Origin of the sequence: Chitinophaga jiangningensis, assembly GCF_900142605.1 — a bacterium.
Classification (GTDB): domain Bacteria; phylum Bacteroidota; class Bacteroidia; order Chitinophagales; family Chitinophagaceae; genus Chitinophaga; species Chitinophaga jiangningensis.
The window spans coordinates 106,047-129,037 of the sequence record NZ_FRBL01000009.1 but is presented as its reverse complement, the minus strand read 5'-3'; the positions used below and the strand labels follow the sequence as shown (position 1 = coordinate 129,037).

The 22,991-nt window shown below is 44.6% G+C and carries 19 protein-coding genes and 1 tRNA gene; 12 read left to right on the top strand and 8 right to left on the bottom strand.

Annotated elements, in window-relative coordinates; genetic code table 11:
• Window positions 1-3: 3 nt before the first annotated feature.
• Window positions 4-1,257 (bottom strand): peroxiredoxin family protein, encoded by a 1,254-nt coding sequence (locus tag BUB18_RS22895; RefSeq protein ID WP_073085535.1) that lies wholly within the window; start codon window positions 1,255-1,257, stop codon window positions 4-6.
• Between the two features lie 329 nt (window positions 1,258-1,586).
• Between BUB18_RS22895 and BUB18_RS22890 the strand changes: the two genes are divergently transcribed.
• Window positions 1,587-3,785, top strand: a complete 2,199-nt coding sequence (locus BUB18_RS22890) for a B12-binding domain-containing radical SAM protein (protein ID WP_073085533.1) — start codon at window positions 1,587-1,589, stop codon at window positions 3,783-3,785.
• A gap of 85 nt (window positions 3,786-3,870) precedes the next feature.
• On the opposite strand, the gene BUB18_RS22885 is transcribed toward BUB18_RS22890, so the two are convergent.
• Together BUB18_RS22885 and BUB18_RS22880 are read right to left on the bottom strand one after the other, a co-directional pair.
• Window positions 3,871-4,524 (bottom strand): YdeI/OmpD-associated family protein, encoded by a 654-nt coding sequence (locus BUB18_RS22885; protein ID WP_073085530.1) that lies wholly within the window; start codon window positions 4,522-4,524, stop codon window positions 3,871-3,873.
• A complete protein-coding gene (locus BUB18_RS22880; RefSeq protein WP_073085528.1) occupies window positions 4,475-5,536 on the bottom strand; it encodes a DUF2314 domain-containing protein in 1,062 nt (353 codons plus the stop codon). Before BUB18_RS22880 ends, BUB18_RS22885 begins: the two co-directional genes overlap by 50 nt.
• A 241-nt stretch (window positions 5,537-5,777) precedes the next feature.
• On the opposite strand from BUB18_RS22880, the gene BUB18_RS22875 reads away from it, so the two are divergent.
• Together BUB18_RS22875 and BUB18_RS22870 are read left to right on the top strand one after the other, a co-directional pair.
• Window positions 5,778-6,560, top strand: coding sequence for an ABC transporter ATP-binding protein (locus tag BUB18_RS22875; RefSeq protein WP_073085526.1), 783 nt, complete (start codon window positions 5,778-5,780; stop codon window positions 6,558-6,560).
• Between the two features lie 10 nt (window positions 6,561-6,570).
• Window positions 6,571-7,320: an ABC transporter permease gene (locus BUB18_RS22870; RefSeq protein WP_073085524.1), complete on the top strand. Its 750-nt coding sequence runs from the start codon at window positions 6,571-6,573 to the stop codon at window positions 7,318-7,320.
• A gap of 280 nt (window positions 7,321-7,600) precedes the next feature.
• Here BUB18_RS22870 and BUB18_RS22865 read toward each other — a convergent pair whose 3' ends face one another.
• On the bottom strand, window positions 7,601-9,088 hold the full coding sequence (locus BUB18_RS22865; protein ID WP_245805724.1) for an arylsulfatase: 1,488 nt from the start codon (window positions 9,086-9,088) through the stop codon (window positions 7,601-7,603).
• 150 nt (window positions 9,089-9,238) lie between these two features.
• Here BUB18_RS22865 and BUB18_RS22860 point away from each other — a divergent pair.
• From BUB18_RS22860 to BUB18_RS22830, 6 genes are all read left to right on the top strand, one after another.
• Window positions 9,239-9,322: transfer RNA gene (locus BUB18_RS22860), tRNA-Leu, on the top strand.
• A 1,044-nt stretch (window positions 9,323-10,366) separates the two neighbouring features.
• On the top strand, window positions 10,367-11,656 hold the full coding sequence (locus BUB18_RS22850; RefSeq protein ID WP_073085520.1) for a hypothetical protein: 1,290 nt from the start codon (window positions 10,367-10,369) through the stop codon (window positions 11,654-11,656).
• 22 nt (window positions 11,657-11,678) lie between these two features.
• Entirely contained in the window at window positions 11,679-12,215 is a 537-nt protein-coding gene (locus tag BUB18_RS22845; RefSeq protein WP_073085518.1) for a hypothetical protein, read from the top strand.
• A 239-nt stretch (window positions 12,216-12,454) separates the two neighbouring features.
• Entirely contained in the window at window positions 12,455-12,811 is a 357-nt protein-coding gene (locus BUB18_RS29480; RefSeq protein WP_143160068.1) for a hypothetical protein, read from the top strand.
• 141 nt (window positions 12,812-12,952) lie between these two features.
• Window positions 12,953-13,564: a hypothetical protein gene (locus BUB18_RS22840; protein WP_073085516.1), complete on the top strand. Its 612-nt coding sequence runs from the start codon at window positions 12,953-12,955 to the stop codon at window positions 13,562-13,564.
• Between the two features lie 957 nt (window positions 13,565-14,521).
• The gene (locus tag BUB18_RS22830; RefSeq protein ID WP_073085512.1) at window positions 14,522-15,736 is read left to right on the top strand and encodes a YncE family protein; all 1,215 of its coding nucleotides are present in this window, start codon (window positions 14,522-14,524) and stop codon (window positions 15,734-15,736) included.
• Window positions 15,737-15,802: 66 nt separating this feature from the next.
• Here the strand turns inward: BUB18_RS22830 and BUB18_RS22825 are convergent, their stop codons facing one another.
• The 3 genes from BUB18_RS22825 to BUB18_RS22815 form a co-directional block, all read right to left on the bottom strand.
• Entirely contained in the window at window positions 15,803-16,477 is a 675-nt protein-coding gene (locus BUB18_RS22825; protein WP_073086007.1) for a DUF2625 domain-containing protein, read from the bottom strand.
• Between the two features lie 134 nt (window positions 16,478-16,611).
• The gene (locus BUB18_RS22820; RefSeq protein WP_083550627.1) at window positions 16,612-17,649 is read right to left on the bottom strand and encodes an alpha/beta fold hydrolase; all 1,038 of its coding nucleotides are present in this window, start codon (window positions 17,647-17,649) and stop codon (window positions 16,612-16,614) included.
• 144 nt (window positions 17,650-17,793) lie between these two features.
• Window positions 17,794-18,525, bottom strand: a complete 732-nt coding sequence (locus BUB18_RS22815) for a metallophosphoesterase family protein (RefSeq protein ID WP_073085510.1) — start codon at window positions 18,523-18,525, stop codon at window positions 17,794-17,796.
• Window positions 18,526-18,765: 240 nt separating this feature from the next.
• On the opposite strand from BUB18_RS22815, the gene BUB18_RS22810 reads away from it, so the two are divergent.
• Window positions 18,766-19,551, top strand: a complete 786-nt coding sequence (locus BUB18_RS22810; protein ID WP_073085508.1) for a class I SAM-dependent methyltransferase — start codon at window positions 18,766-18,768, stop codon at window positions 19,549-19,551.
• 54 nt (window positions 19,552-19,605) lie between these two features.
• Here the strand turns inward: BUB18_RS22810 and BUB18_RS22805 are convergent, their stop codons facing one another.
• Window positions 19,606-20,310, bottom strand: coding sequence for a hypothetical protein (locus tag BUB18_RS22805; RefSeq protein WP_073085506.1), 705 nt, complete (start codon window positions 20,308-20,310; stop codon window positions 19,606-19,608).
• 198 nt (window positions 20,311-20,508) lie between these two features.
• Here BUB18_RS22805 and BUB18_RS22800 point away from each other — a divergent pair, with 198 nt between their 5' ends.
• The gene (locus BUB18_RS22800) at window positions 20,509-22,473 is read left to right on the top strand and encodes a hypothetical protein (RefSeq protein ID WP_073085504.1); all 1,965 of its coding nucleotides are present in this window, start codon (window positions 20,509-20,511) and stop codon (window positions 22,471-22,473) included.
• On the top strand, window positions 22,463-22,852 hold the full coding sequence (locus BUB18_RS22795) for a hypothetical protein (RefSeq protein ID WP_073085502.1): 390 nt from the start codon (window positions 22,463-22,465) through the stop codon (window positions 22,850-22,852). Before BUB18_RS22800 ends, BUB18_RS22795 begins: the two co-directional genes overlap by 11 nt.
• Window positions 22,853-22,991 lie beyond the last annotated feature (139 nt).

The following is a 22,991-nucleotide window of genomic DNA, read 5'->3' as shown; positions in this document are numbered from 1 at the left end:
AATTTATTTTTCTGCGATCAGTGCGTCCAGATCGGCATTCCATCTGGCTACATAATCCTTGTAATACTGGCCGGTCACTTCACCGGTATAACCCGTATGTATTTGTCTGACTACGCCTTTCCTGTCTATAATAATAGTTGTAGGAAATGCCATCATACGGTTGAGCGCCGGAAGCTTTTCTGACGCCACTTTCTTATCAGCAATGCCACCAAAAAGAATATCATATTGAATGTTGTATTTCTCTTTTAATTTACCCAGCGTGTAGCGGGCATATTCCAGGTCGTCTTTTTGTTCAAAACCAATAGCAATGGCTTCTACGCCGCGGTCTTTGTTTTTATTGAACCAGGGCGAAAGGAAGGAGGTTTGGTCAGTACAGTTCGGACACCAGGTGCCGATGATTTCTACAATTACAACTTTGCCTTTGTATTTTTCATCGGAAAGAGAAACATTTTTCCCGTTTAAGTCTGGCAAGGTAAAGTCCAGTTGCGAATAGCCTTCCTTCAGGTAAGTCAGCTTATAGGGATCAGGTAACTCCGCTGCAGGATTTTTTTCGCCGTCAAATTTAATGTTGTTATAAATGCCGAGCGACAGTTCTCCTGTCAACGTTTTGTCATCATTCACTTTTCCCTTGATGTAGATGGGACTGGGGCCGGTAAACCCGGAGAGCTCAAATTCATCGCCGTGGATGGTGCCTTCCAGCTCGCGGCTGTCGCCCACTACGGACATGATTACACCGGTCAGTTTATTACCGTCCTGGTGGAGCAGGCCTATACGATCCGGGGTAGGCTCTTTGGAATAAATTTTCAGTTCCCATTTACCGTCGATGTTGAACTTAGGCGCTTCTTCTGTACCATTGGGCGCAAAACGGTACGACTGCCCATATTCCGCAGTGAATGGAAGGGCGTTGCCTCTGAAGTTGGGTACCAGGCTGCGGTATTCGCCGGTGATGCGGCCATCGGATTCAATTTTTGCTACCAGTGCAGCATCATAGGTGTTCATCTTGATGAACAATGAATCGTCGCCGATGCGCTGTACATGGAAGTCGTCGCGGCGTGTACCATTTAACAGCGTAAACACCGCATGCTCGGCATCTTTGCCGCTCAGTTGGAAGTTAAACGGTACCTGCGATTCGCTTAAGGTAAATACCCCGCGCCATACGCCTTCCTTTATGAAAGGTTTTGCGGGTGTTGCGGATGTGCTGCCCCAGAAGCCTGCAGCAAACAGGGCAGACAGAAATACTTGCTTATACGATTTCATGGCTGATATGAGTTTAGGATGAAGAATGAAACGGTTACGGATACACGCTTTCAATCCCGGTGGGAAGAATTGAGGCACATGAAGATGGTGGTGGTGGAGAAGAGAGACTAATTTAACATCGGGATGCCTGGTACAACATAAGGTATGCTTTTGAAAAGATAATGGTGGTGATAGCAAAGATAGGAGTGGGGAAAATAATTTCCAAATAAAAGTCTATAAAATTTGTAGACTAATGATGGTGCCGGCCTTAAACCCTTCGCTGTAAGCCTTTTACAGGAGGTTTTTAATCCGCCGCTGATGTTGTACCTTTGCGGTTTAAAACACCTGGTTTGAGTAAGACAGTCTATTTAATTACACCACCGTTTACACAGCTGAACACGCCTTATCCGGCAACCGCCTACCTGAAAGGATTTCTGAACACGAAGGGAATCACTTCCTATCAGTCGGACCTGGGGATTGAGGTGACGCTGGCATTATTTTCAAAAGCGGGGTTAACACAGCTCTTTGCTCATATCGCCAACCAGGCTGCCGCGGTGTCGGAGAATGCCGCCCGCATGATCGCGCTGCAGGAGGACTATATCAACACCATCGATGCCGTGATCGCTTTCCTGCAAGGCAAAAATCCAACTATTGCCCACCTGATCGTAAAAAGGGATTACCTGCCGGAAGCCAGCCGCTTTGCCCAGCTGGACGACCTGGCCTGGGCCTTTGGCTCCATGGGCAACCAGGATAAAGCCAAACACCTGGCCACGATGTATCTGGAGGACCTGTCGGACCTGATCATGGAATGCGTGGATAGTCATTTTGGATTTAGTCGCTATGCGGAAAAACTGAGTCGCTCAGCAAACAGTTTCGATGAGCTGCATGCAGCACTACAGCAGCCATATACCTATGTAGATGAGATATTAATCGCCTTGCTTAAAGCCCGTATGGCTGCGGTTCAGCCGCAGCTGGTCTGCATCTCTGTACCTTTTCCGGGTAATTTATATGCTGCTTTCCGTTGCGGACAATGGATCAAACAGCATTACCCATCCGTGAAAATAGCCATGGGCGGTGGTTTCCCCAATACTGAATTACGCTCATTATCGGATCCAAGGGTTTTTGATTATATCGATTTCATTACCCTGGATGACGGCGAAGCACCTGTAGAAAACCTGATCCGGTTTGTGCAGGGCAGCATAGCGGAGCAGGAATTGAAACGTACCTTCCTGCTGAAAGATGGTGCGGTAACGTATATCAACAACGCTGCCTGCCATGATTATAAGCAGAGCCAGTTGGGAACGCCCGACTATGGCGACTTCCTGCTGGACGATTACATCTCTGCCATTGAAGTGGTGAACCCGATGCACAGCCTTTGGAGTGATGGCCGCTGGAATAAGCTGACCATGGCGCATGGCTGCTATTGGGGCAAGTGTACTTTCTGTGATATTTCGCTGGATTATATAAAGATATATGAGCCCATTGCGGCATCGATGCTATGTGACCGCATGGAGACTATCATAGCACAAACGGGGCAGACCGGTTTCCACTTTGTGGATGAAGCGGCCCCACCGGCGCTGATGCGGGCGCTGGCGCTTGAAATTATTAAGCGTAAGCTCAATGTGAGCTGGTGGACGAACATTCGTTTTGAAAAGAGCTTCACCAGGGATCTTTGTCTGCTCCTGAAGGCCTCCGGTTGCATTGCCGTGAGTGGTGGCCTGGAAGTGGCCTCTGACCGTCTTTTGGGGCTCATACAGAAAGGTATTACGGTAGCGCAGGTGGCCCGTGTAAACAGGCACTTCAGCGAAGCAGGCATCATGGTGCATGCCTACCTGATGTATGGCTTCCCTACCCAAACGGCCCAGGAAACAATTGACTCGCTGGAAATGGTGCGACAAATGTTTGCCGCAGGTATTTTGCAGTCGGCTTACTGGCATCAGTTTACCATGACAGCCCACAGCCCTGTAGGTATGGACCCTGCCAAATTCAAAGTGCAGAAAGAAACAGAAGAAACCGGCACTTTTGCCAATAATGATATCATGCACCTGGACCCTACCGGTGCGGACCATGAAAGCTTCAGCTATGGGCTTAAGAAGTCGCTGCTGAACTTCATGCACGGTGCCTGTCTGGATTACCCATTGAATAAATGGTTTGATTTCAAGGTGCCCAAAACATCGGTAGCGCCGGATTTCATTACCCGTGCGCTTTTTGAGGAAGAAGCGGGCACAGTGAAGCCTACTTCCAAGGTAGTGTTTTTAGGCAGGCAGCCAGCGCTTGAAGTGGTTACAAAATCCAAGAAGGGTAGCACCTGGGAAATGGCTTCCCTTACGTTCCAGGGAAAGCGGGAGCCGTTTAACATCAAGGTGGACCCACCCCAGGGCAACTGGCTGGCAGGTATGTTGCGCGAGCTGGATATTAAAAATGCCAGGACGTATACGTTACAGGAGGTAAAGGAGAATTATGAGGCCGCGGGGCTGGAAGATTTTGAATTATTTTGGGATAATAAGCCGGTCAATACTTTGCATAAGATTGGGTTACTGAAGTTATAATTTTTTTCCCAAACGAAAGCGGGCCCCGACGGGGCCCGCTTTCGTTTGGAGCCCCCTGCACCAGAGGTGCAGGGGGCTCCAAACGTTATTTTTTAAGGTATTTCCAATTACGAATTTTCCCTTCCGCCATCCACTCCACCGCATTAGCAATGCGACTTTGCCGGGTAGCCTCCGTTTTTGCTTCTTCAATCCAGCTTACGTATTCTTTTTTGTTAGAGTAGCTGAATGCCTCGTACGTATTTAATGCTGCTTTATTTTTCTTCAGTGCGGCCATCAGATCTGCCGGCGCGGTAATTTCCTTCTTTTCCTTGCTCACCGGCTTTTTCGGCAGTTTTACCCCTTCGTCAATGAGTTTGGCGGCCTGTTTCAGGTACTTCTTCAGGATTTTATCGGAGGGCAGGTCCTTCAGTGTTTCGAGTTTACCCAGGTGTCCCATGCCTGATTCGCCTACTTCGGAGAGGATGTTATCCGGATCCTCCATGAGGCTGGCTTTCCAGAGTACTACCGCGCAGTGCTTTTTAAAAGCTGCCATGCTGAAGAGGATGGCGCCGTTGTATTCAAAATGTGGGAATCCCCATTTGATGGTTTCGCCTATTTCCGGGTATTCGTTGTGCACCAGTTCGCGGAGATGTGTCAGGATAGGCCTGGCAAAATCTGCTGCTTTTTCGATATATGCGTCTATTCGCTCGTCAGTCTTTTTTTCTGTTTTTGAGGAAGAGCGGGAAGTTGTAGTCTTCATAAAATTTTATATGGTCACCTGTCAGGTCGATGATTGGTCCTTTATCATTTTTGGGCCGTGGATAGAGTTGTACATCGTTCATGTTGCTGAGTACTTTCCATCCGTCTTTTGTTTCCTGCACGTTGATCAGGTGCATGGTTTTGAATTTCGGATTGTAATATGTTCTAATTTCTGTTATTTCCCAAACATTCATGGGGCATTCCCGGCGGTAGAGGAAGGCGCGTTTAGCATCGTAGAAGGAGGTGGTTTCGGGGAGCAGGTTAAACTTCATGAAAACCTCTTCCAGTCGCTGTTCCAGCATTTGCACCATATCTTCTGTAATGGGTTTGGGTACACTGGGGTGTGTGGTGGTACCCAGCAGGTACAGTGCTTCCCGATAGAAGTCTTTACAGTAGTGGATTTTATCCGCATCTCTTTCATCGATGGCATCGCCGAGGAGGAGCAGTGCACCTTCCGGTGTGCTGAGGTCGTGTTTGAAATGATCGTTACCATCATCTACCTGGAAGGGGAGGTTGTCGTACACGGTGCGGCGGTCCCAGCGTTCCAGGTTTTTGATACCGAGGCGGATGGAGTAGCCACCGAGGAGGTATCCGTCTTCTACCATCATCCAGTCGAGGATGGCTTCTTCCGGGAGGGTAATTTTTTTGCCCGGCCGGTGGCGGCGCAGGTTTGTTTTATTGGCGATAATGCCGGTCACTTTTCCATCCATTATTTGGGGAGATGTTAACCAGGGCTCGGCAGTGTTTTTATCGGTAATGATGCGCACGCGCACGGCGAAGTGGTGTTGCTGTTCCCGCGGCGTTTGCAGTGCTGATTTAAAGTAGTGTATGGTGTTCATGGCTTTGTAGGCCAGGTCGGTGTAGTTTTCTTCAATGAGTGGCGGGGTAGGGAATCCATCCGTGATTTCGTGCCAGGGCTGTTCGATGGGATTCACCGGTCGACTCAAAAACAGCTGCACGCCTTCACGGTAGTAAGAACGAATAAATTGTTTGATTTGGGGAAATAACGCCATTAGATTAATGATTTACAGATATTATTATTAGTAAATGTGATTTTTGAGGGGTGATTAGCTTTTATATATACGACAGGAATTGTTGCCTGGACTTTTACATGCAAATAAAAATACGCTTTTTCTTTTTTACCGGTGAATGTGATGGTTTAACCGACAGTCTGCCCTGTATTCACCTTTTAGGGGATAGAAAGTAACGGGTCAGTACCTACATTTGTAACGCAATCAAAACAAGATCCCTACAATGATTACAACTGATGCGTCATTAATCCTGGATGTAAATCAGATAAGCGTTTACTACGGGCAGTTTCAGGCGGTAAAGGAGGTTTCCTTCAACGTGCGGCCCGGTGAAATTTTTGGTTTGCTGGGTCCGAACGGGGCCGGTAAAACCAGCACCCTGAGTGCCATAGAAGGCTTGCTGAAGCCCCATGCCGGCACTATTACGGTAGCGGGCTATGATGTGGTGAAACAGCCGCTGGAGGCGAAGGCAAATATGGGAGTGCAGTTGCAATCTACCAGTTACCAGCCCGAGCTAACGATTACGGATATACTACGATTGTTTGCGGGTATTTACGGGGTGAAGTTAACATCTGCCGAAATAACAAAAAAACTGGAGGACATACAGCTCCTGGATGCTGTAGGGAAGAAATTCGGGCAGTTATCCGGTGGGCAGCAACAAAGGGTGTCGCTGTTGATTGCCACGATTCACAATCCCGTGCTGGTGTTGCTCGATGAGCCTACCACCGGGCTGGATCCGCAATCGCGCCGCCAGCTGTGGGAACGCATTGAAGGAATCCGTGAGCAGGGCCATGGTGTGCTGTTGACCACCCACTCCATGGAGGAGGCTGAAGCGGTGTGTGATCGTATAGCCATCATTGATCATGGCCGCATCATTGCGATAGATACGCCGGAAAGGCTGATAGACCTGCATCGTGAAGATCCCGAGGTAATCAGTGTTTCGCGCAAGGGGAAAATTACACTGGAAGATGTGTTCATTGGTTTAACCGGACGTGCCGTACGTTCATAATTTAATATAAATGGCTATCCAAATACCTGCAACAAAAGAGGTGCTGACTGCCCTGATTCGGGCCGATTTTACTACGGTATGGCGTAATCGCCGTTCGCTGCGATTAGTGCTGGCCGTGCCTTTGATCATTTTAATTTCCTGGAAGGGATTGGTAAGCCACCTGGGAGCATTTGTGGTGCTATCGTCCGTACTAACCATTGGTTTAACCAGTATTGGTTTAATGGGCTATACGAACTCCATTGCCAGGGACCGCGACAAAGGCGTGTTTCAGCGTCTTCGTGTGGCGCCCGTATCTTCCTGGACGATCATGTTTTCCCGTATATCCGTGCAGGTGGCGCTGATTGCGGTGATGACGCTGCTGGTGTTTACCGTTGGTTATGCCGTGGACGGTATCCGTATTTCTGCACTGGGCTACGTCACCGGCTTTTTGATGACACTGCTGGCAGGCTGCCTGTATCTGGGGCTGGGACAGCTGATAACAGGGTTGATAAAGAATCCTGAAACCGTGAACAGCACTACCCGTTTGGTATATTTTGCCTTTATCATGGTGGGTATGTTCGGGCAGTTTGGGGTGTTGGGTGACGTGGTGAAATATTTTGTGATCTGGTCGCCCTATGGAGTGGTGCAAAAGGCACTGGCAGGAAGTTTGCAACCATTAACCTGGACGATGGATCATACCCTTGCCGTGGCCGGTATACTGGCTTATACGTTGGTTTTTGTGGGGCTGGGTGTGAAATATTTCAAGTGGGATAACAAATAGCAAACACGCTTTATTCATAATATAGTCCGCAGGGGTTTGGTCTTCCTGCGGACTTTTTTTGCTCGCAAAGACTGATGGGGATTTAGGCGCCTTCGGCGCCAGGGCGCGGTCTTTTTTGCACGCAAAGCAGCAAGGCAGGTAAGCAGCAAAGACTTGTGTTTTGTTGTTTATTGCAAACATAGGAGTAACCTGCGTTGGTATAAGCGAGGGCGTTTAGTCAAGCCTGATTAAGTGTCCCGCCTCCGGCGGGACACCACCCAACGAATGCCGAAGGCATTCGTTAATCTTTTTTATTATCAATAAACTCCCATTCACTGATATGTGCATTGCGGTGTTCCTTCGCCACAATAGCATCGAATCGTGGCAACATGTCCTTATGCTGTGCGGCTACATCCTGTTGCTCGCCAGGATCGGTAGCCAGGTTGTATAGCTGCCAGGGGGCGTTTTTATTTTTCTTCATACCGGTTTTGATCGCTTTCCAGTCGCCCGTTCTGATAGCGATTGCGCCGCCTTTTTCAGGATATTCGAAATAGAGGTATTCCCGCTGTTGTACTGCCGCAGTGTTGCCGGTGAGGGCGGGAAGGAGGCTGATACCATCATTGGCCGGGGCTTTGGTGCCGGCAATGGCTGCCAGCGTGGCCATGATATCGTATTGTACGGACAGGACATCCGAGGTGGAGTTTGCCGGTATTTTGCCGGGCCATCTGGCGATGAGTGGTTCGCGGATGCCGCCTTCGTAGAGGTCCATTTTTAATCCGCGGAGGTTGCCTACGCTGTTGAAGTAGGCTGGGTCTACGCCGCCGTTGAAAGTGGTGCCGTTATCGCTTGAAAAGAGGATGATGGTATTATCGTCCAGGCCAAGTTTTTTTACAAGGTCCATTACTATGCCGACCTGTGTATCGAGGTAGGTGATCATGGCGGCGTAGGTGGACTTCGGATATTTCACCGGAATGTATCCCTGTTGGCCCAGGTAGGGCTGTTCGTCGAACTGGCCTATATATTTTCGTACAGCCGAATCCGGTACCTGTAAGGATACATGTGGAATGGTGTAGGGGAGGTACAGGAAAAAAGGATTGCTGCGGTTGGCAGTAATGAACTGCGCTGCTTTTTTCGTCATTTCATCGACTGCGTAGTCTTTGCCTTTGAAGAGGTTAAATATGCTGTCGGTTGCCTGATCTGCGGTGATTTGTTTATGAACGAATACATAGTTGTTGTTGAGCTTGTCCACCTTCCCATTTTCCCAGAGGTGGGTCGGGTAGTAGTTATGTGCTTGTTTTTGATCGAGGTAGCCGTAGAAGTAGTCGAAGCCTTGTTTATTTGGGTTGCCGGTGGTGGTTTGCATGCCCAGACCCCATTTGCCGATGGCGGCGGTTTTATAGCCGGCTTGTTGCAGCATATGTCCGATGGTGATGGTGCCTTCAGGGAGGGGCATTTGTCCGCCTTCCTTTGCATCTTCAAATCCGCCCATTTCATAGTTGCCGCGGATGTAGCTGTGGCCGCCGTGACGGCCGGTGAGGAGCATGCATCTGGCGGGAGCGCATACCGGTGTGGAGGTATAGAATTTATTGAATCTTACTCCTTCGCGTGCAAGCTGGTCCAGTCGGGGTGTTTTGATTTTTTGTTGTCCGTAAGGACCGGTTTCACCGATTCCCAGGTCGTCGGCATAGATAAAGATAATATTTGGCTTTCGTTGCTTTCCTTGCTGGGCCTGCGTTTGGGTGCCCATAGCTGTAAGCAGCAGCAACAGGGTGCTGGTTTTCATGTTCATGTTCCGTGGTATTTAAGCACTGAAAATACATTGATTCACAGATAACTGTGTGAATTATTTTATGCAACCGTTTGCGAAAAGGGATAAAATATTTTTGGAATATTGGTGGCGGTGATTATCTTTGCAGCCCTGAAACACAATATCAGTGATGCCCAGATGGCGAAATTGGTAGACGCACTGTGTTCAGGTCGCAGCGCTCGCAAGGGTGTGCTGGTTCGAATCCAGTTCTGGGCACAAAAAAGGTTGTAAGTATTTGACTTACAACCTTTTTTTATTTGTGTCAATGTCGTTTTTTGTCCGTTTTTTTCCACTTTCGTCCACTTTTCACGACACAAAATTGACACACGACATGACACACGTTCTTACACTCCAAAACCACTGCCTGCTTACATTTTGACAGTCTGTCAACACGGCACTTGTGTTACAAAAAATTTCTTTCTTCCACATTCTTCCTATTTCGTTCGCTTTTGAAAATGGGCTGCAATCCTTGCTGGTACGGCATGCTATTGGTACCAATTGTTGTACTTAGTGGAGAAGTGGCGGCAGTCATCAACGGACCTTCTGTTTCGCTTACCAACAGCAGATGGGGCAAATAAAATAACGACTTCAACATACTTATTCGGTTATGTAATAGTTTATATTACTTTGGAAGTTGGTATAAATAGAAAAGTCACCGATTAATTTTTAAAAAAATGGAAAGTTTTTCAGAGCTCGATTTAATCCAGGCAACGATTGTAATTACGTCGCTAACTCATAAATGCGAAAAATCATTGGAGAAATTGACGGAGAGGAATTCTCAACAAACCTTGCTTATAAACAGAATTAAAGGTCTAAAAATTGCCTTGGCTCTAATACAAAAAGAAATAGAAGGTATTGCAAAGAATCGCTGACTAATACAAAAGTTCAAACTGAGACACTAACAAATTATAATAAGAAATTAAGCTATTTAAAAAAGTAGTACCCATGTACCAGGAAAAACCTAGAAGCTACGAACAATGCAGCGTTTGTTTTTGGGGCTTTCCAGGCTTGTCATCTTATTTCTGTGTCGAGTTATTATTCACCTGTTAAAATTTAATAGAATAATTTCATATAATTTGGTACTTTAGATTAATCGTTAATTTCAGTATATTAAAATGTAAGAATACCCTAAGTTAATCCTTATATCAACTAAAGTTTTTTAATTACCTCCACTATTCGTGTATCCTATATCTGTATCCATTTTTGGATGGATCCAAAGCGTTTTTATTTCCTATTCATATTCACGAACCTCAAAACTAAATGAGAAAACTGTTATTAGTTCCCCTTGCCTTCCTGTTTATTTTGTCATGTAGAAAACCACAAAATGAACCAGTTCACGGCGATTTAATTAAAAACGCAAAAGAATTTTTTGACCAAAATCTAAAAAGAAATGAATTTAAGAATGCTAAAGTATCCCAAATACCAAATGGTGAACTTATATGGGAGCAGGCCACTATCAGAAGCATGAGTCGAGCTACTGTAGTGCAAGTCCCTTTATCTTCTGATTCTGCAGGTGTGACTTATGGTAATCACATCTTGCCATTAAGCATTAAGGATTATCTGTTTATTTATAAGGATGCAGATAGCAATTACAGATCACTTGTAATGCGCTGCATTCCGCATGGTAGTAACGGACATGGATTCTCAGGATTAGTTCTGTTAAGTGACTGGGATGGGAATAATTGCCGAATTAACGCCCTGGATGGAGGAGCTGTTTCAACAACAAATGCTCGAAAGACTTCAAGCGACGGATTTAATAATGCAATAAGAAGTTGTGTTACCGTGAATTATTGGTACAGTGTTAACGGAGGCCCTTGGCAGTTTAATTTCTCAAACACATTTTGCACAGGAGATGCTGGTCCAGAGGGACCTGGTGAAAATGCACCAGGTGATTGGCAGGAATTACCTCCCCCAGAAGGAGGAGGAAGTAGTGGGTCAGGCAGTGGAGAGACTCCTGGTAACATGCCTCCGCCACCTGTTATTTTAACCGATGTTGTAGATGAGCTATCAAGTCCCTGTTTTAAAGCTACGTTACAATATATGGGTTTTAACAATTTGACAAGCAGTTTAGCCAGGACTTTATCGACACTGTATCAAACGTCCGACGTTGTTAATGCGCGATTTAATGAAGGACAACTTGCTGATACAGTAGACGCAAAAAATATTCCAGGGGTGGCTGGTTCAGGAGGCGCAGCTGTAGTAAATATTGATATCACTCTTAATAATTCTATTGCCAATGGTTCCAGGGAATATATTGCTGCTACAATTTTACATGAACTAATTCATGGATATTTTTTTGTAAAATATAATGTTTACAATAATAATCCGTGGGATCATGGACAGATGGCCGGCGACTCTTTTTTTAATAGTATGGTTCTGGCACTTCAGGAAATGTACCCTGGAATTTCATTAGCTGATGCACAATCATTAACCTGGAGAGGATTGGAAGAAACACCCCAATATCAAGCGTTAAGTTTGGCTCAAAAGCAAAGTATTCAGTCAATAGCAGGAAAGTATCGAAATGGTGAATTAGGTACAAAGTGTAATTGATGGGATTTAAAATTGGAATATTATGAAAATATTATTAGTATTTCTACTCTTATTGAGCCATGTTGCAAGTGGTCAAAGAGCAAAATCAGCTGACTATCTCCGACCTTATTATAGGATACCAATGGGGCCAAAAGATATAATGAGAGATGGGGAAGTCAAAATATTTGGAATTATCCTTGAATACAAAAAAAATAAACTAGTTGATTCTATTCAATTTTCAAAAAATAGCTCACCTGATTTTAAGGAGTGGATTGATAAATGTAGGAAAAGATTCCAAGACTTCCCGTGGACAGATTTTATACCGGAAGTTGAGAATAAAACGGATTTTAAAATTTGGTGGACATTCTATTTTGTTCCTGATGATTCAACCGCAAGCAAGCACATACTATTACCAAGTGTTGCTATGGAAAAGATGCTACTTTCATCATATGATTTGCTGCCGGGTAACCAGGATCAAATTTATGTCGCACCACCCTTTTTTGTAATATGTTATCCAACGCGATATAAATATGTTGGTGGATGTAGTTATACGCCACCGGATAGCGTCAAAGTAAAATAGAATGAAAAGGTGGGAGTGCTGTAGCGGCACTCCTCTTTAGTTGGCATCCATTTCGCACTTTAAGGTGTTGAATTTGATTATTATGTACTATTTTGATGTTTAAATGCGGATTATACCTGGGAAGCTATAAGGCTGTAGTTCTGTTCGTAGGCTGGTATTAGGTGAAAATAATGAAATAGGATTATGGGCAACTCGCAGCAGCAATTTATAAATTACTGGCAAAAACATTATCACCATTAATGGTGTTTGCAGCACGTCCATTTGTTATAAAAAATGGTTTCTTAAGTCAAATCAAAACTAACAGATCATACTGCCGCGAATTTATTGCAACTGTTATTCTATTTTCAAGGTCACAATCTCTCTTAGGTGTTAACTTAAAAATTGTGTTTGGCTGCCACAGAAGGTCAGAACAAAGCTGCGCTGAAAAGACAATTAAACCTGATAGAGAAAATATTCCAGGAAATGGATTATTAATACGGCATAATTATGTTGACAAACCTTTGATATATTTTCATTATAACGATTTGATGTTTATTGACTTGGAGATTACAGGTCTGAGCACGAATGCCGTGGGGAGGCTTTTGGCTTTTTTTTGATGACTCTGACTTATGCCTTAGTATACTTTACCAAATCAGGTAGAATTTTTGTAAATTTAAATTGCCTATAGTGGAAGGTTATGATGTTAGTATTGCTACCTGCAGTCGATTAATACTGCTTTTACCTCAAAAAAACTGGAGATGAATTGTTGTCACGAAGATTTGCAAAGAGCTCTCAGGATTTCAAATGCTATTCAAGAGTATTTTCGCATAAATTATAACTATCAGGAAGTTCGGAGCACAGATTTATACGAATTTCTAGCCAAGCGCAATTTGATAGAGCGAGACCGACACCAAGGTTTTCATTTTCGCTCATTCCTTCAAAAATTAAATAAAAACGGTTATCTCGGAGTTATTCCCCAATGTAGTTATACGGTAGGATCAACTGGTGGCGAGTGGCGGTTTACACGTATGACTGATGAAAAACTATCTGAAATTAGAAACAAATCTAAAGCATATCCGGCAAAAGTAGTTCATAAACCTAAATTACCAGAAGTAGAAATCGACAGGCTAATTGACCTTGCCCGAAAGGCGGTAGAAAATTTGCCTAAAAGAGATACCTGTGATCTTACGCAGCAACAAATAGAAATCAGGAAGAACTATCAACGGGCATATGAAGAATGGCTTCCACGCGAGATTGAAATAATGTCCAGAGCTTATATAAAATTTGAACGCGTAGATAAGGTTGCGGAATTATTACAGCGGCAGCCACATATTGTGGAGGATAAGCTAAGAGAGGCGCGACTCTTATGAGTGTGGTTTGTGTTGGATAGGTCAAATGGGAGGTATGTGCAGCATGCATTATCAACATACATCCACCCTTCTAATTTTTTTGATATAATGTTATAAGGCCTTTAACATACGTCAGGCAATACATCTCTCCGTGTAGATATATGTGCGTGGGAAGCTGATTGTTGTAGCCCCATCTATCTTCTGTAAATTAAACCCGAAAGAAAAAGAATTACATCTTTGAGGGATGTAGCTTCATTTACACGTTGAGTGATGGTATTGATGGGCATTGTATCTTCCCAGTATTGTGGATATTTCGTTATGGAAAAAAGGATATCATTTTTTATGTCTTTTAGGCCCTTATCTACTTTTTCATACTGTATATGAACCCGCATTAACGGACTTCCGAAAAGTGATTGCCACCAGGGGCTAATTCGTTTCAATATACTAATCTCTACTATTTTAAAACAACAACCATTACATTCATAGACGATTGCATTTATTAAACTTCCAAATTTGATAGTTGACATAGGGACGTCGGATAAAAAAATGGGAGAGTCTAATACTTCAATAGTAAAGGGACCTTCGCCTGCTAACAAAACAGGAAATGTAATTGACTCCATGAAACAAAGAAGATTACTTAGTTATATTAGTTGTTGCCTTTTACACATAGAGGTGATTGACGAATGTGAAATTATTATATATTTTCAAATTTGTTGCAATTAATTTTAGCAAGAGTTCTCTTTTAATTTTGCTCCAAGCCCTATATTCTTGCAAGTGATAAGGGAAGTCTTAGTATAAACAACCTTTTAAATGCTCCCCGGTTGTTCCTAAAAGTAAATTGAGAGATTGGCATTGTGAGAAATCTAACACGTACCTTAATCATACCAACTGCTATCAGGCTGCAATATTCCATCGAAATTCTACCACAGTAACCCTACCTACATTTAACCTTTACAACTTACAAAAAAAGCTCATCTCATGAAATGTATCATTGCAACCTTTGCTGTAGCGCTGCTTTGTTTAACCGCCTGTAAGCATCACCCGGAAAACCCACACGTGTCCAAAACAAGCTTTATCATTGATTATCGCGACCTGTCAGAAAAGTCGGATGGGATTGCCATCATGGAACTGGATCCGGAATCACCGCAGTTTGGAAAAATTACGAGTCGTATCGAACTAGGTAAAGGCGTATTGCCCCACCATATTTATTTCGATAAACAGCAAAAGCGAGTGTACAATACTGCCCTGGGATTCCCATATCTCTATGAATTAAAATTGAAACACGGGCCAGACGGCCGACCCGTTATAGAAAAGGCTGAGCCTGTTGATACGGATGGTAACCTGGTAGGGGAGGATATTTTCTTTACCGGCGATGGTCGCTTCTTTGTAACCTTCATGGGCGGAAAGGGGAATGAACATGGTGGTTCCATCGGTGTTTATAACGCTGCCAATAACAAGTTAATCCGCACCATTGAAGCGGATATGCACCACGACACCTCGAAATTTATCATGCATCCTCATGGGATTTCCATGAACGAATCCACCAAACGATTAATGGTGACTTCTACCATCCACCCAGGGTTGACTTCCGGTATAGGCAGTACCGTTACCCTGATCAACTCCGAAGATTATTCTCTCATTAAAACTTACAAGGTAGCCGATGAACAAACGCCGGCATCCAGTCCTGTGGAGGTATTACTACTCCGGAACGAATTTAAACCTTATGCCCTTGTTACAACCATGCTGGGCGGCGATGTATGGATCGCAGACCAGGATGCCAAAACCAAGAACTATGGCGAGTTCAGGAAGTTCTATGATGGGAGCGACAATGGCCTGGGATGGGCCCTGGAATTTTATATCAGCCCCGAGAAATTATTGTATGTCAGCTTCGCTAATCCCGGTATAGTAAAGGTTTTTGATCTTAATGCCCTGCCGGCGGCCAAAGTAGTCCGTACGTTGCAGTCAGATCCCGGCGCACATCACATGGCATTTTTCAAAACTAAATCCGGGAAAGATGTAGTGGCTGTTCAAAACAATATGTTGAATCTCCCCGATATAAATGCCGGTACCATAGCGGTATTTGATGTGAAATCGGGGCAGCGGCTAGCTACGGCTAATGTGAAAAAGGACTATAATATCCAGCCAGAATCTATTGAATGGGCAAATGGTAATGGGCATTATTTGCATCACTAGGATAAAATAAATAAGGTTGCGGGGAGTACCTGCAACCTTTTATATGTTGAATTTAATGTCCAGCTTTTACCTCCCCAACTGCTTCCTCAACTCCATATTGATCCCATACTGCTCCTCCACCGGTACCTTCTTTCTCGAAACACCATTTATATCCTTGCCTTCCTTCGTCCACAACATCGGGAAAAAATTGAATACCTCATTGCCATCCAATGTTGCCACTTCCTGTTGCCAATTGCTCCAGCGCAAATCCTTATAAAAATCCTTCAAATCCCCTTCAAAGCAGAAGTTCAGAAACTGACTGTAGGATATGTCCAGCCCTTCCCAATTGAGTGTAGCCGGATCGAAATAATATATTTTGCCCATGTCTTCGCCCAGGGCGCCGCTGTTTATAGCAAAGAAACCACCCACTGCATCATCCGCTACCAGCAGAAACTCTGCAGGATTCTTTCCCTGGTTCCAGCTGTGTAAAGTGCGGTTTAACCGGTCATGCCCGGAACCGAGTATCCGGATCCAGCCGTGGTCAATGAGGATACCACCACTGCTGTAGACGATTGCACCCATAGGCGACCTGGTAGTTACTTGCAACTCGTATAAGGTAGCACCAGCCCTGGCTGTATCCGCAGGTAGTATTTCCACCGGGTTTGTAGCGCTGCTTATCCACTCCAGCACTAGCGGCCATCCCGGTTCTTCTTTGTTGAGCAGTGCTTCCAGTGGCTTTTTATGTTGCTGTGCGAATGTCATATCTGTAACGAATAAAAACAGGATTAGTAATAGTTTGGTTTTTAACATCCTGCAAATATGCAAACATTTCGCTGCAAATGAAAAGGAATAATGAAGGCGAAATGAACAAGCCAGGCCATGTCCATTTGCAACCATTATTCTCCCATCTTATCCGCCTCCACAATCGCATCCGCAAATTCCTGCGGTGCCTCCTGTGGCAAATTATGCCCAATTCCTCCGGTCAGTTCCTTATGCAGATACTTGCCGGTAAATTTATTCGCATATGCACTGGCAGGCGGATGAGGTGCGCCGTTAGCATCTCCCTCCAGAGTAATCGTAGGCACGGTAATGTTAGGTGCCTTTGCCAGCCTGGCTTCCAGTGCGTCATATTTCGCTTCGCCGGTGGCCAACCCCAGTCTCCAACGGTAGTTATGGATTACAATTGCTACATGGTCGGGGTTGTGAAAGGCCGCACTGCTACGACTAAACGTAGCCTCCTCAAACTGCCATTTCGGTGATGCCAGCTTCCAGATCAGCTTCGCAAATTCGTCAGTATTTTTCGTATAGCCAGCCTTACCACGGTCGGTAGCAAAGTAAAACTGATACCACCATTGTAGTTCCGCCGCCGGTGGGAGCGGGGCTGCACCCGATTGCTGATTGCCGATAAGGTAACCACTCACGGATACCAGCGCTTTAGTACGTTCCGGCCACAGTGCGGCAATAATATCAGCGGTTCTTGCACCCCAGTCGCAGCCTCCTAAAATAGCTTTCTTTACATGCAGGGCATCCATAAAAGCGATGATGTCTTCCGCTACAACGGACTGTTGTCCGTTGCGCATGGTTTTGTCCGACAAAAACCGCGTGCTGCCATAACCCCGCAGATACGGAACCAACACACGATAACCTTTGGCTACCAGCAAGGGTGTCACCTGCTCATAGGTGTGAATGTCATAAGGCCAGCCATGCAACAGGATCACCACCGGCCCGTTTGCCGGCCCCTGGTCAATGTAGCCTACGTTTAATACGCCAGCGTTAATTTGTTTTACAGGGCCAAACGTATCGGCCGACTGTGCAGCCGCCCCAAAAGGAGTGGAGATACTCATAATTCCCATAGCGAAGGCGGTTAAAGATTGTTTCCATCGGGCCATACCAGTGCGGCCACCGTAGTGGAGTTGATTCGACTTGTGTTTCATAATTGATAGTTTTTGCGCCGGACTTGCTCGCCCGTTTATAAAGGGATACAGGCTTGTTTGTGAAAATGTTCGATCAGGGATGGGGGAAGGAGGGGGGAACGGTCAGCTTATTTAAATACCTTACGGGCAAACGTCTGCAAGCCTTTAATTTCTTCCCCTTTCTCCGGGATATAGTGTCATGACAACATCTGTTTGCACTACCTCTTTTGTTGTTACATCAATCGCACTCAGCCTGCCATAAAAGCCTGCACCAGTATCTATATTCCACATATTACAGGCGTTCATGGGTTCAAAGCAATTATAATTGAGGGTTGGGGTATGACCTACATATATTTCATGGAATAACTGCAGTTTTTTAGGATACGCCATAGGGTGCCCTGCTGCACGGTTAGCGGTGAGCCGCGCCAGTTCCCATAAAGTGCGGTCCTTTGTCAGCACAGCATTGTCTTCTTCATACACAGGCCCGTTAGCAGCAGTAAAACCACCATGCACATACAGCCGGTTAGCCTCATCAATGTGAAAATATTGCATGTTGCGGAAAAATTCCAGGTGCGCCAGCTTCTGCGCCGCAGAATAGCTATCGTAACTCCGGATGGTGGAATAACCATGACCAGTTAACCACCGTGGATTTAACGGCTGCCCCATCAGCCAGGATTCACAATGGGCATCATGATTGCCTTTGATAAATATGCACGGCAATTTTTCCCGAAGCACCAACAATAAATCAATTACCTGCGCGGACTCCGACCAGCCATCTACATAATCGCCCAGGAATATCAACTGATCATCAGGGGTTGGCTGGATTTTTTCCAATAGCTGTACCAGGGCCTTTAAACCCCCGTGAATATCTCCAATTGCAATGATTCTTTTAGACATGCTTTTTTATCGCTTTTTTAATATCTTCATAATGTAAATAATACAAAGGAGTCCTTACCAGACTGCTGTATTCCTGTAATTTCTGCAGCCTTCACTGCCCTCAAAAGTGAAGTGGCTGCCTGCTCAAAATAACCAGTAAATGGCGGTATTGTAGCATACGCCAGCCTGTATTTTATGAACCCAAAAGCATCCACCATGCACGAAAGATTATCCTCTTCCGATTAGTGGAACTGTACTTCCATGAACCGTAAACAATGGGACCCTGTCATCAGCCAGTTTCTTAACCCTGTCAGTAGCCGCCTGATTCATCGCCTGGCATTGCAGCCTGGTCATGCGGTATTGGATGTAGCCACCGGTACCGGTGAGCCCGGCTTAACCATTGCCTCCCTCCATCCGCAGGTAAGTGTTACCGGGACAGACATCGCCGCAAACATGCTGCAAATAGCAGCTGATAAAGCCGGCTCCCAGCAACTGAATAATTACCGCACTCACTGCTGCGAAGCCGCCAGCATGCCCTTTGCCGACCAGTCCTTTGATGCGGCCATCTGCAGAAACGGCGTGATGTTTTTTTCCAACGTATCCGCCGCATTGAACGAAATTTACCGGGTTCTTAAACCAGGCGGTAATATCGCCGTGTCTACCTGGGGAGTGCTCGACAAAAATCTTTGGATCAACGTAGTGTTGGATACCATCACCGAAGTTACACATCATAAATCATACAACCGCCACCGGCCCGGTATGTTTTATTGTATGCAGCCCGGCACCATGACGGACTGGTTCGAAACCGCGAATTTTTCAGATATCACAGAAGAAGAAATGACCGGCGTTGTGGAATTTACCTCCATGGACGACTACTGGTACTACGTGACCACCGTAAGCGCGGATGTGGTTAACGCACTGCGGGAAGTACCCGAACTGATCAGGAATGAAATACGTACCGCAGTGATGCGTAAAATAGACCACCACAACCTCAACGGCAGAATATATTTTCAGTGGAGTATGCATATTACCAGCGCACACCGCTAACAACAAAGGGTTACAGGTATGCCCTGTAACCCTTTGTTGTTATACCTGAAGTACCTATTGCTTCGTCCATTCTTCATGAATAGGCGCACCCTGGGAGCTCTTACCACTGTGATCCCACTTGTTGCCATTCACACTGCCCTTGAACTGTAAGCTCGCACCTACGCGACTGTTATCCCGAGAAAAGTATTCTAACTTCTCCGTATATACGCCGTTTTCAAAGGTATAGCTGCCACCACCGGTGCCAAAAAACTGCCCGGTGGCCGTGTTGATGGCCACCCATTGAAATTTGCTGCCTGTCAGTATCTTAATGGTTTTCCTGTCGCCTGGCTTCATCGCATTCATGGTACCATTCGCCTCACGGGCGGTAATCTGCCACAGGCCCGCCAGCTCGCCATTGCCATGGTCCACGCGGGTCCAGCTGGTTTTGGTGTCGCCAATAGTGGTCACAAACTGGTCCCCATCGAAAGTAACACCTGCCTCGATCTTTTTCCCTACCTGGGTGCTGTCGGCCGTATTAAACTCAATCGACAATTCCCCCGCCTCATCGCCGGTGCCCTGCCAGGTGCCGCCCATGGTGTTTTTGAACCCCTGCGCGTTGTAATTAGTAATGGAAAAATAGGTGGGTGTAACCAGCAATACGCTGGTTTCGCCGCCGTTAGTGGCACTCCAGGCGCCTATTACAGGTGATTGTGCCTTTGCGGTAAATATACCCGCTACCGTTATGCATGCAGTCAGACATAAGTTAAATAGTGTCTTCATATTTTGGTGGATTTATCTTAAAGTTATAGCGTACGAGGCGCAATTGCTAGTAATATTTGGATTAATTTTTCGTCAGTGGAAGTAGGATTATCAGTAATGCTGTGACTGCCCTCATTGTTACAGGTTCCGGCAGGCCTGAAAAAGGCGGGAGTTCGGCAGATTAATAGGAATTTACTAATTTGAGGTTTGTCCCATTTTATGAAGAAGTATTTTTCCTATGTAGATACAGCACTGCGCATAGTGCATATTAATACAGATTTGAAACAAGGAGCAGATGCTGCTGCTATCAACTCATTTTTTGAGCGATTTAATTATAACCATAAAGCCAAGTCAGGAGCTATCCATGAATTATTCCTGCATTATATGACCGATCACGAATTTTTACGGGTATATCAGCATGAAGCATTACATTTCTGGCAAACCTTCTTTTATCCTTACCTGTATTATATTTCGTGTTTGGAATTTAATACCATACGCCAGATTACAGGTGAGATTCGTGCTTCCCCCAGTGAGCTTGCCCCTCCTACATATTGTATTAATGAAAACGCTGCTCTGAACCTTGAGTATCAATCCATAAAATTTGGTTTTAGTATGGTGGATGGCATGCTGCAATGTCAGCCAGCGGCTATTACGGATGCGGAAGATTGCTTCTCTCTGATCGATCTGATAGAAAACGCAACTACTATTATGCAGTTCAGCCTTTTTCGATCGATGGAGGAGGAGCCAAGAACTCCTTCGCATTTTCTGAAGTGGATCAAGGATCCAGAAAATAAATGTTATAAAAACCTATACTATTTTATCTATCATTCGTTTGGGGGAGAGTTTGCCTTCAACTACCTCTGTATGTGCGTTCAGTTGGCCTTTCATACTTCTGAGCCTATAACGGGTTTCATACATTGTGTTAATACATTACAACTCCTGGTTGAGGAGGGAAAAGCTGTTCCAGGGAAAAATAACAGAAATATTTATAAAGTGCTGGAGGTTTTATTGCATTATGGTTTTCAACCAGTACAAAACAGAGAAAAGTTTCTGCAGGAACGTTTAATAAAGGAACTCGAAGTCGGCTTTATACCAACTGACTTATATGAGCAAATCGTAGAGCAAAACGATAAACATATAATATATCATTCCGGAAAAGACTTCCATGCTATCCTGAAGGATAAGCCAGATATCCGCGTGGATTTTGCAACAGATTTTAACGTTGACTTATGGAAGTTTCTGAATGAAAATATGGAAATAATGGCTGTGGATTTAAACTTTTTACAGCTTAAAAGAACAAATAACGCTACACTGTTTGCACGCCGCCTCGTGAATGTTTTGCCTTTTAAGGGAATAAAGGATCTTAAACTGCCTCAGTATATTATCGAAAATATTAAAAGAAAAGATACCACTATGAGTCTTTTATCAGAAACTTTTTCTGACTATAAGACTTTTGTTCCCAGGTCCTGTCACTTCACAGATTGCCCGTATTTTCCTGCCGGCCTTTGCTGGAAATGGAAACATATACCGGTTACCGGTTATGAAGATTGCCGTTTTCCTGCATTTTTTGAAAGTACTTATGAAAAGCGTTATGATCCTCAGAAAAAACTGCTTGTTTGTAGTACAAAAGCAGAGGTGGACGCTAGTATGGTTGCTTATCTCAAGATGCACCGAAAGGCAGTGGATATTTATCGGAATCTACGTATTTCAAGCCATCATCATGATCAGGATATTTTAATAGTATCAGTAGACAATGATACTATTTGTCGTTCTAACTATTTTGCTGAGTCAATCTCATTTATAGATCAGGAGCTGCACCCAGATACAATTCAAAGCAAAATCGTGCTGGATTTTGATCTCGATATGGAAGAATACCTCTGCAATATTCCTGAAGTTATAACATTTGTAAAAAATCTTCAAAAGGATATACCTCATTTTTTATATTATTTAAATATGAGTACTCCTGAAGGACTTAGGGTATTTTTCGATATTTTTATGATCTTGACGGATACAACCAATGTGCAGGGCGGACAAGGACAGATAAACCTGAAGGGTTTTATTGAACAGTTGAAAGTAGCGGTTGATGAGATGATTAAATTTGCTGCGATGCAAAAGGAGGATTGCTCTGCAAAAATTACTACAATTGAGAATTACCTTAAAGATCACTTAATACATGGAACCTAAACTTCGTATTAAATTAAATGACAGTCATGAATATACTGCATTTTTGAAATATGCCTATTCAATCGATGATTCATTGCTGTTTAATGAAGTATATGAACAGCAGCCAGGAACTCATAAAGAACCTATCATCATTGCTATCGTGACAGCCTTAGGTGGTAAACGGGCCTTGCAAACGATTCAGGCTATTATCGAAGCATGGGTTACTCATAAGGCCAAAATTATGGACCATGAACTGGAAATGACTAAAGAAAAAAACAGGGCGGAAGAGGCGCGAATAGAACTGGCATTGAAATATCCCGGGCAGCTTGAATACAAACAGATTTCGACGGCTGCTTTTAGAAAGATTGACACCGTGTCATCCGAAAAATCCGAAAAATAGTTAGCTTCGGAATTTGAACGGTCCCTTTCTTCAATTTTTTAAGCGAGAAATTAAGATATCCATAAAAGAGACAAGGAACTGTCATGGCAATACATGGGAGGCTGGCCTCTGTGCAGCTATTGGCATCTTTCTTCGTGTA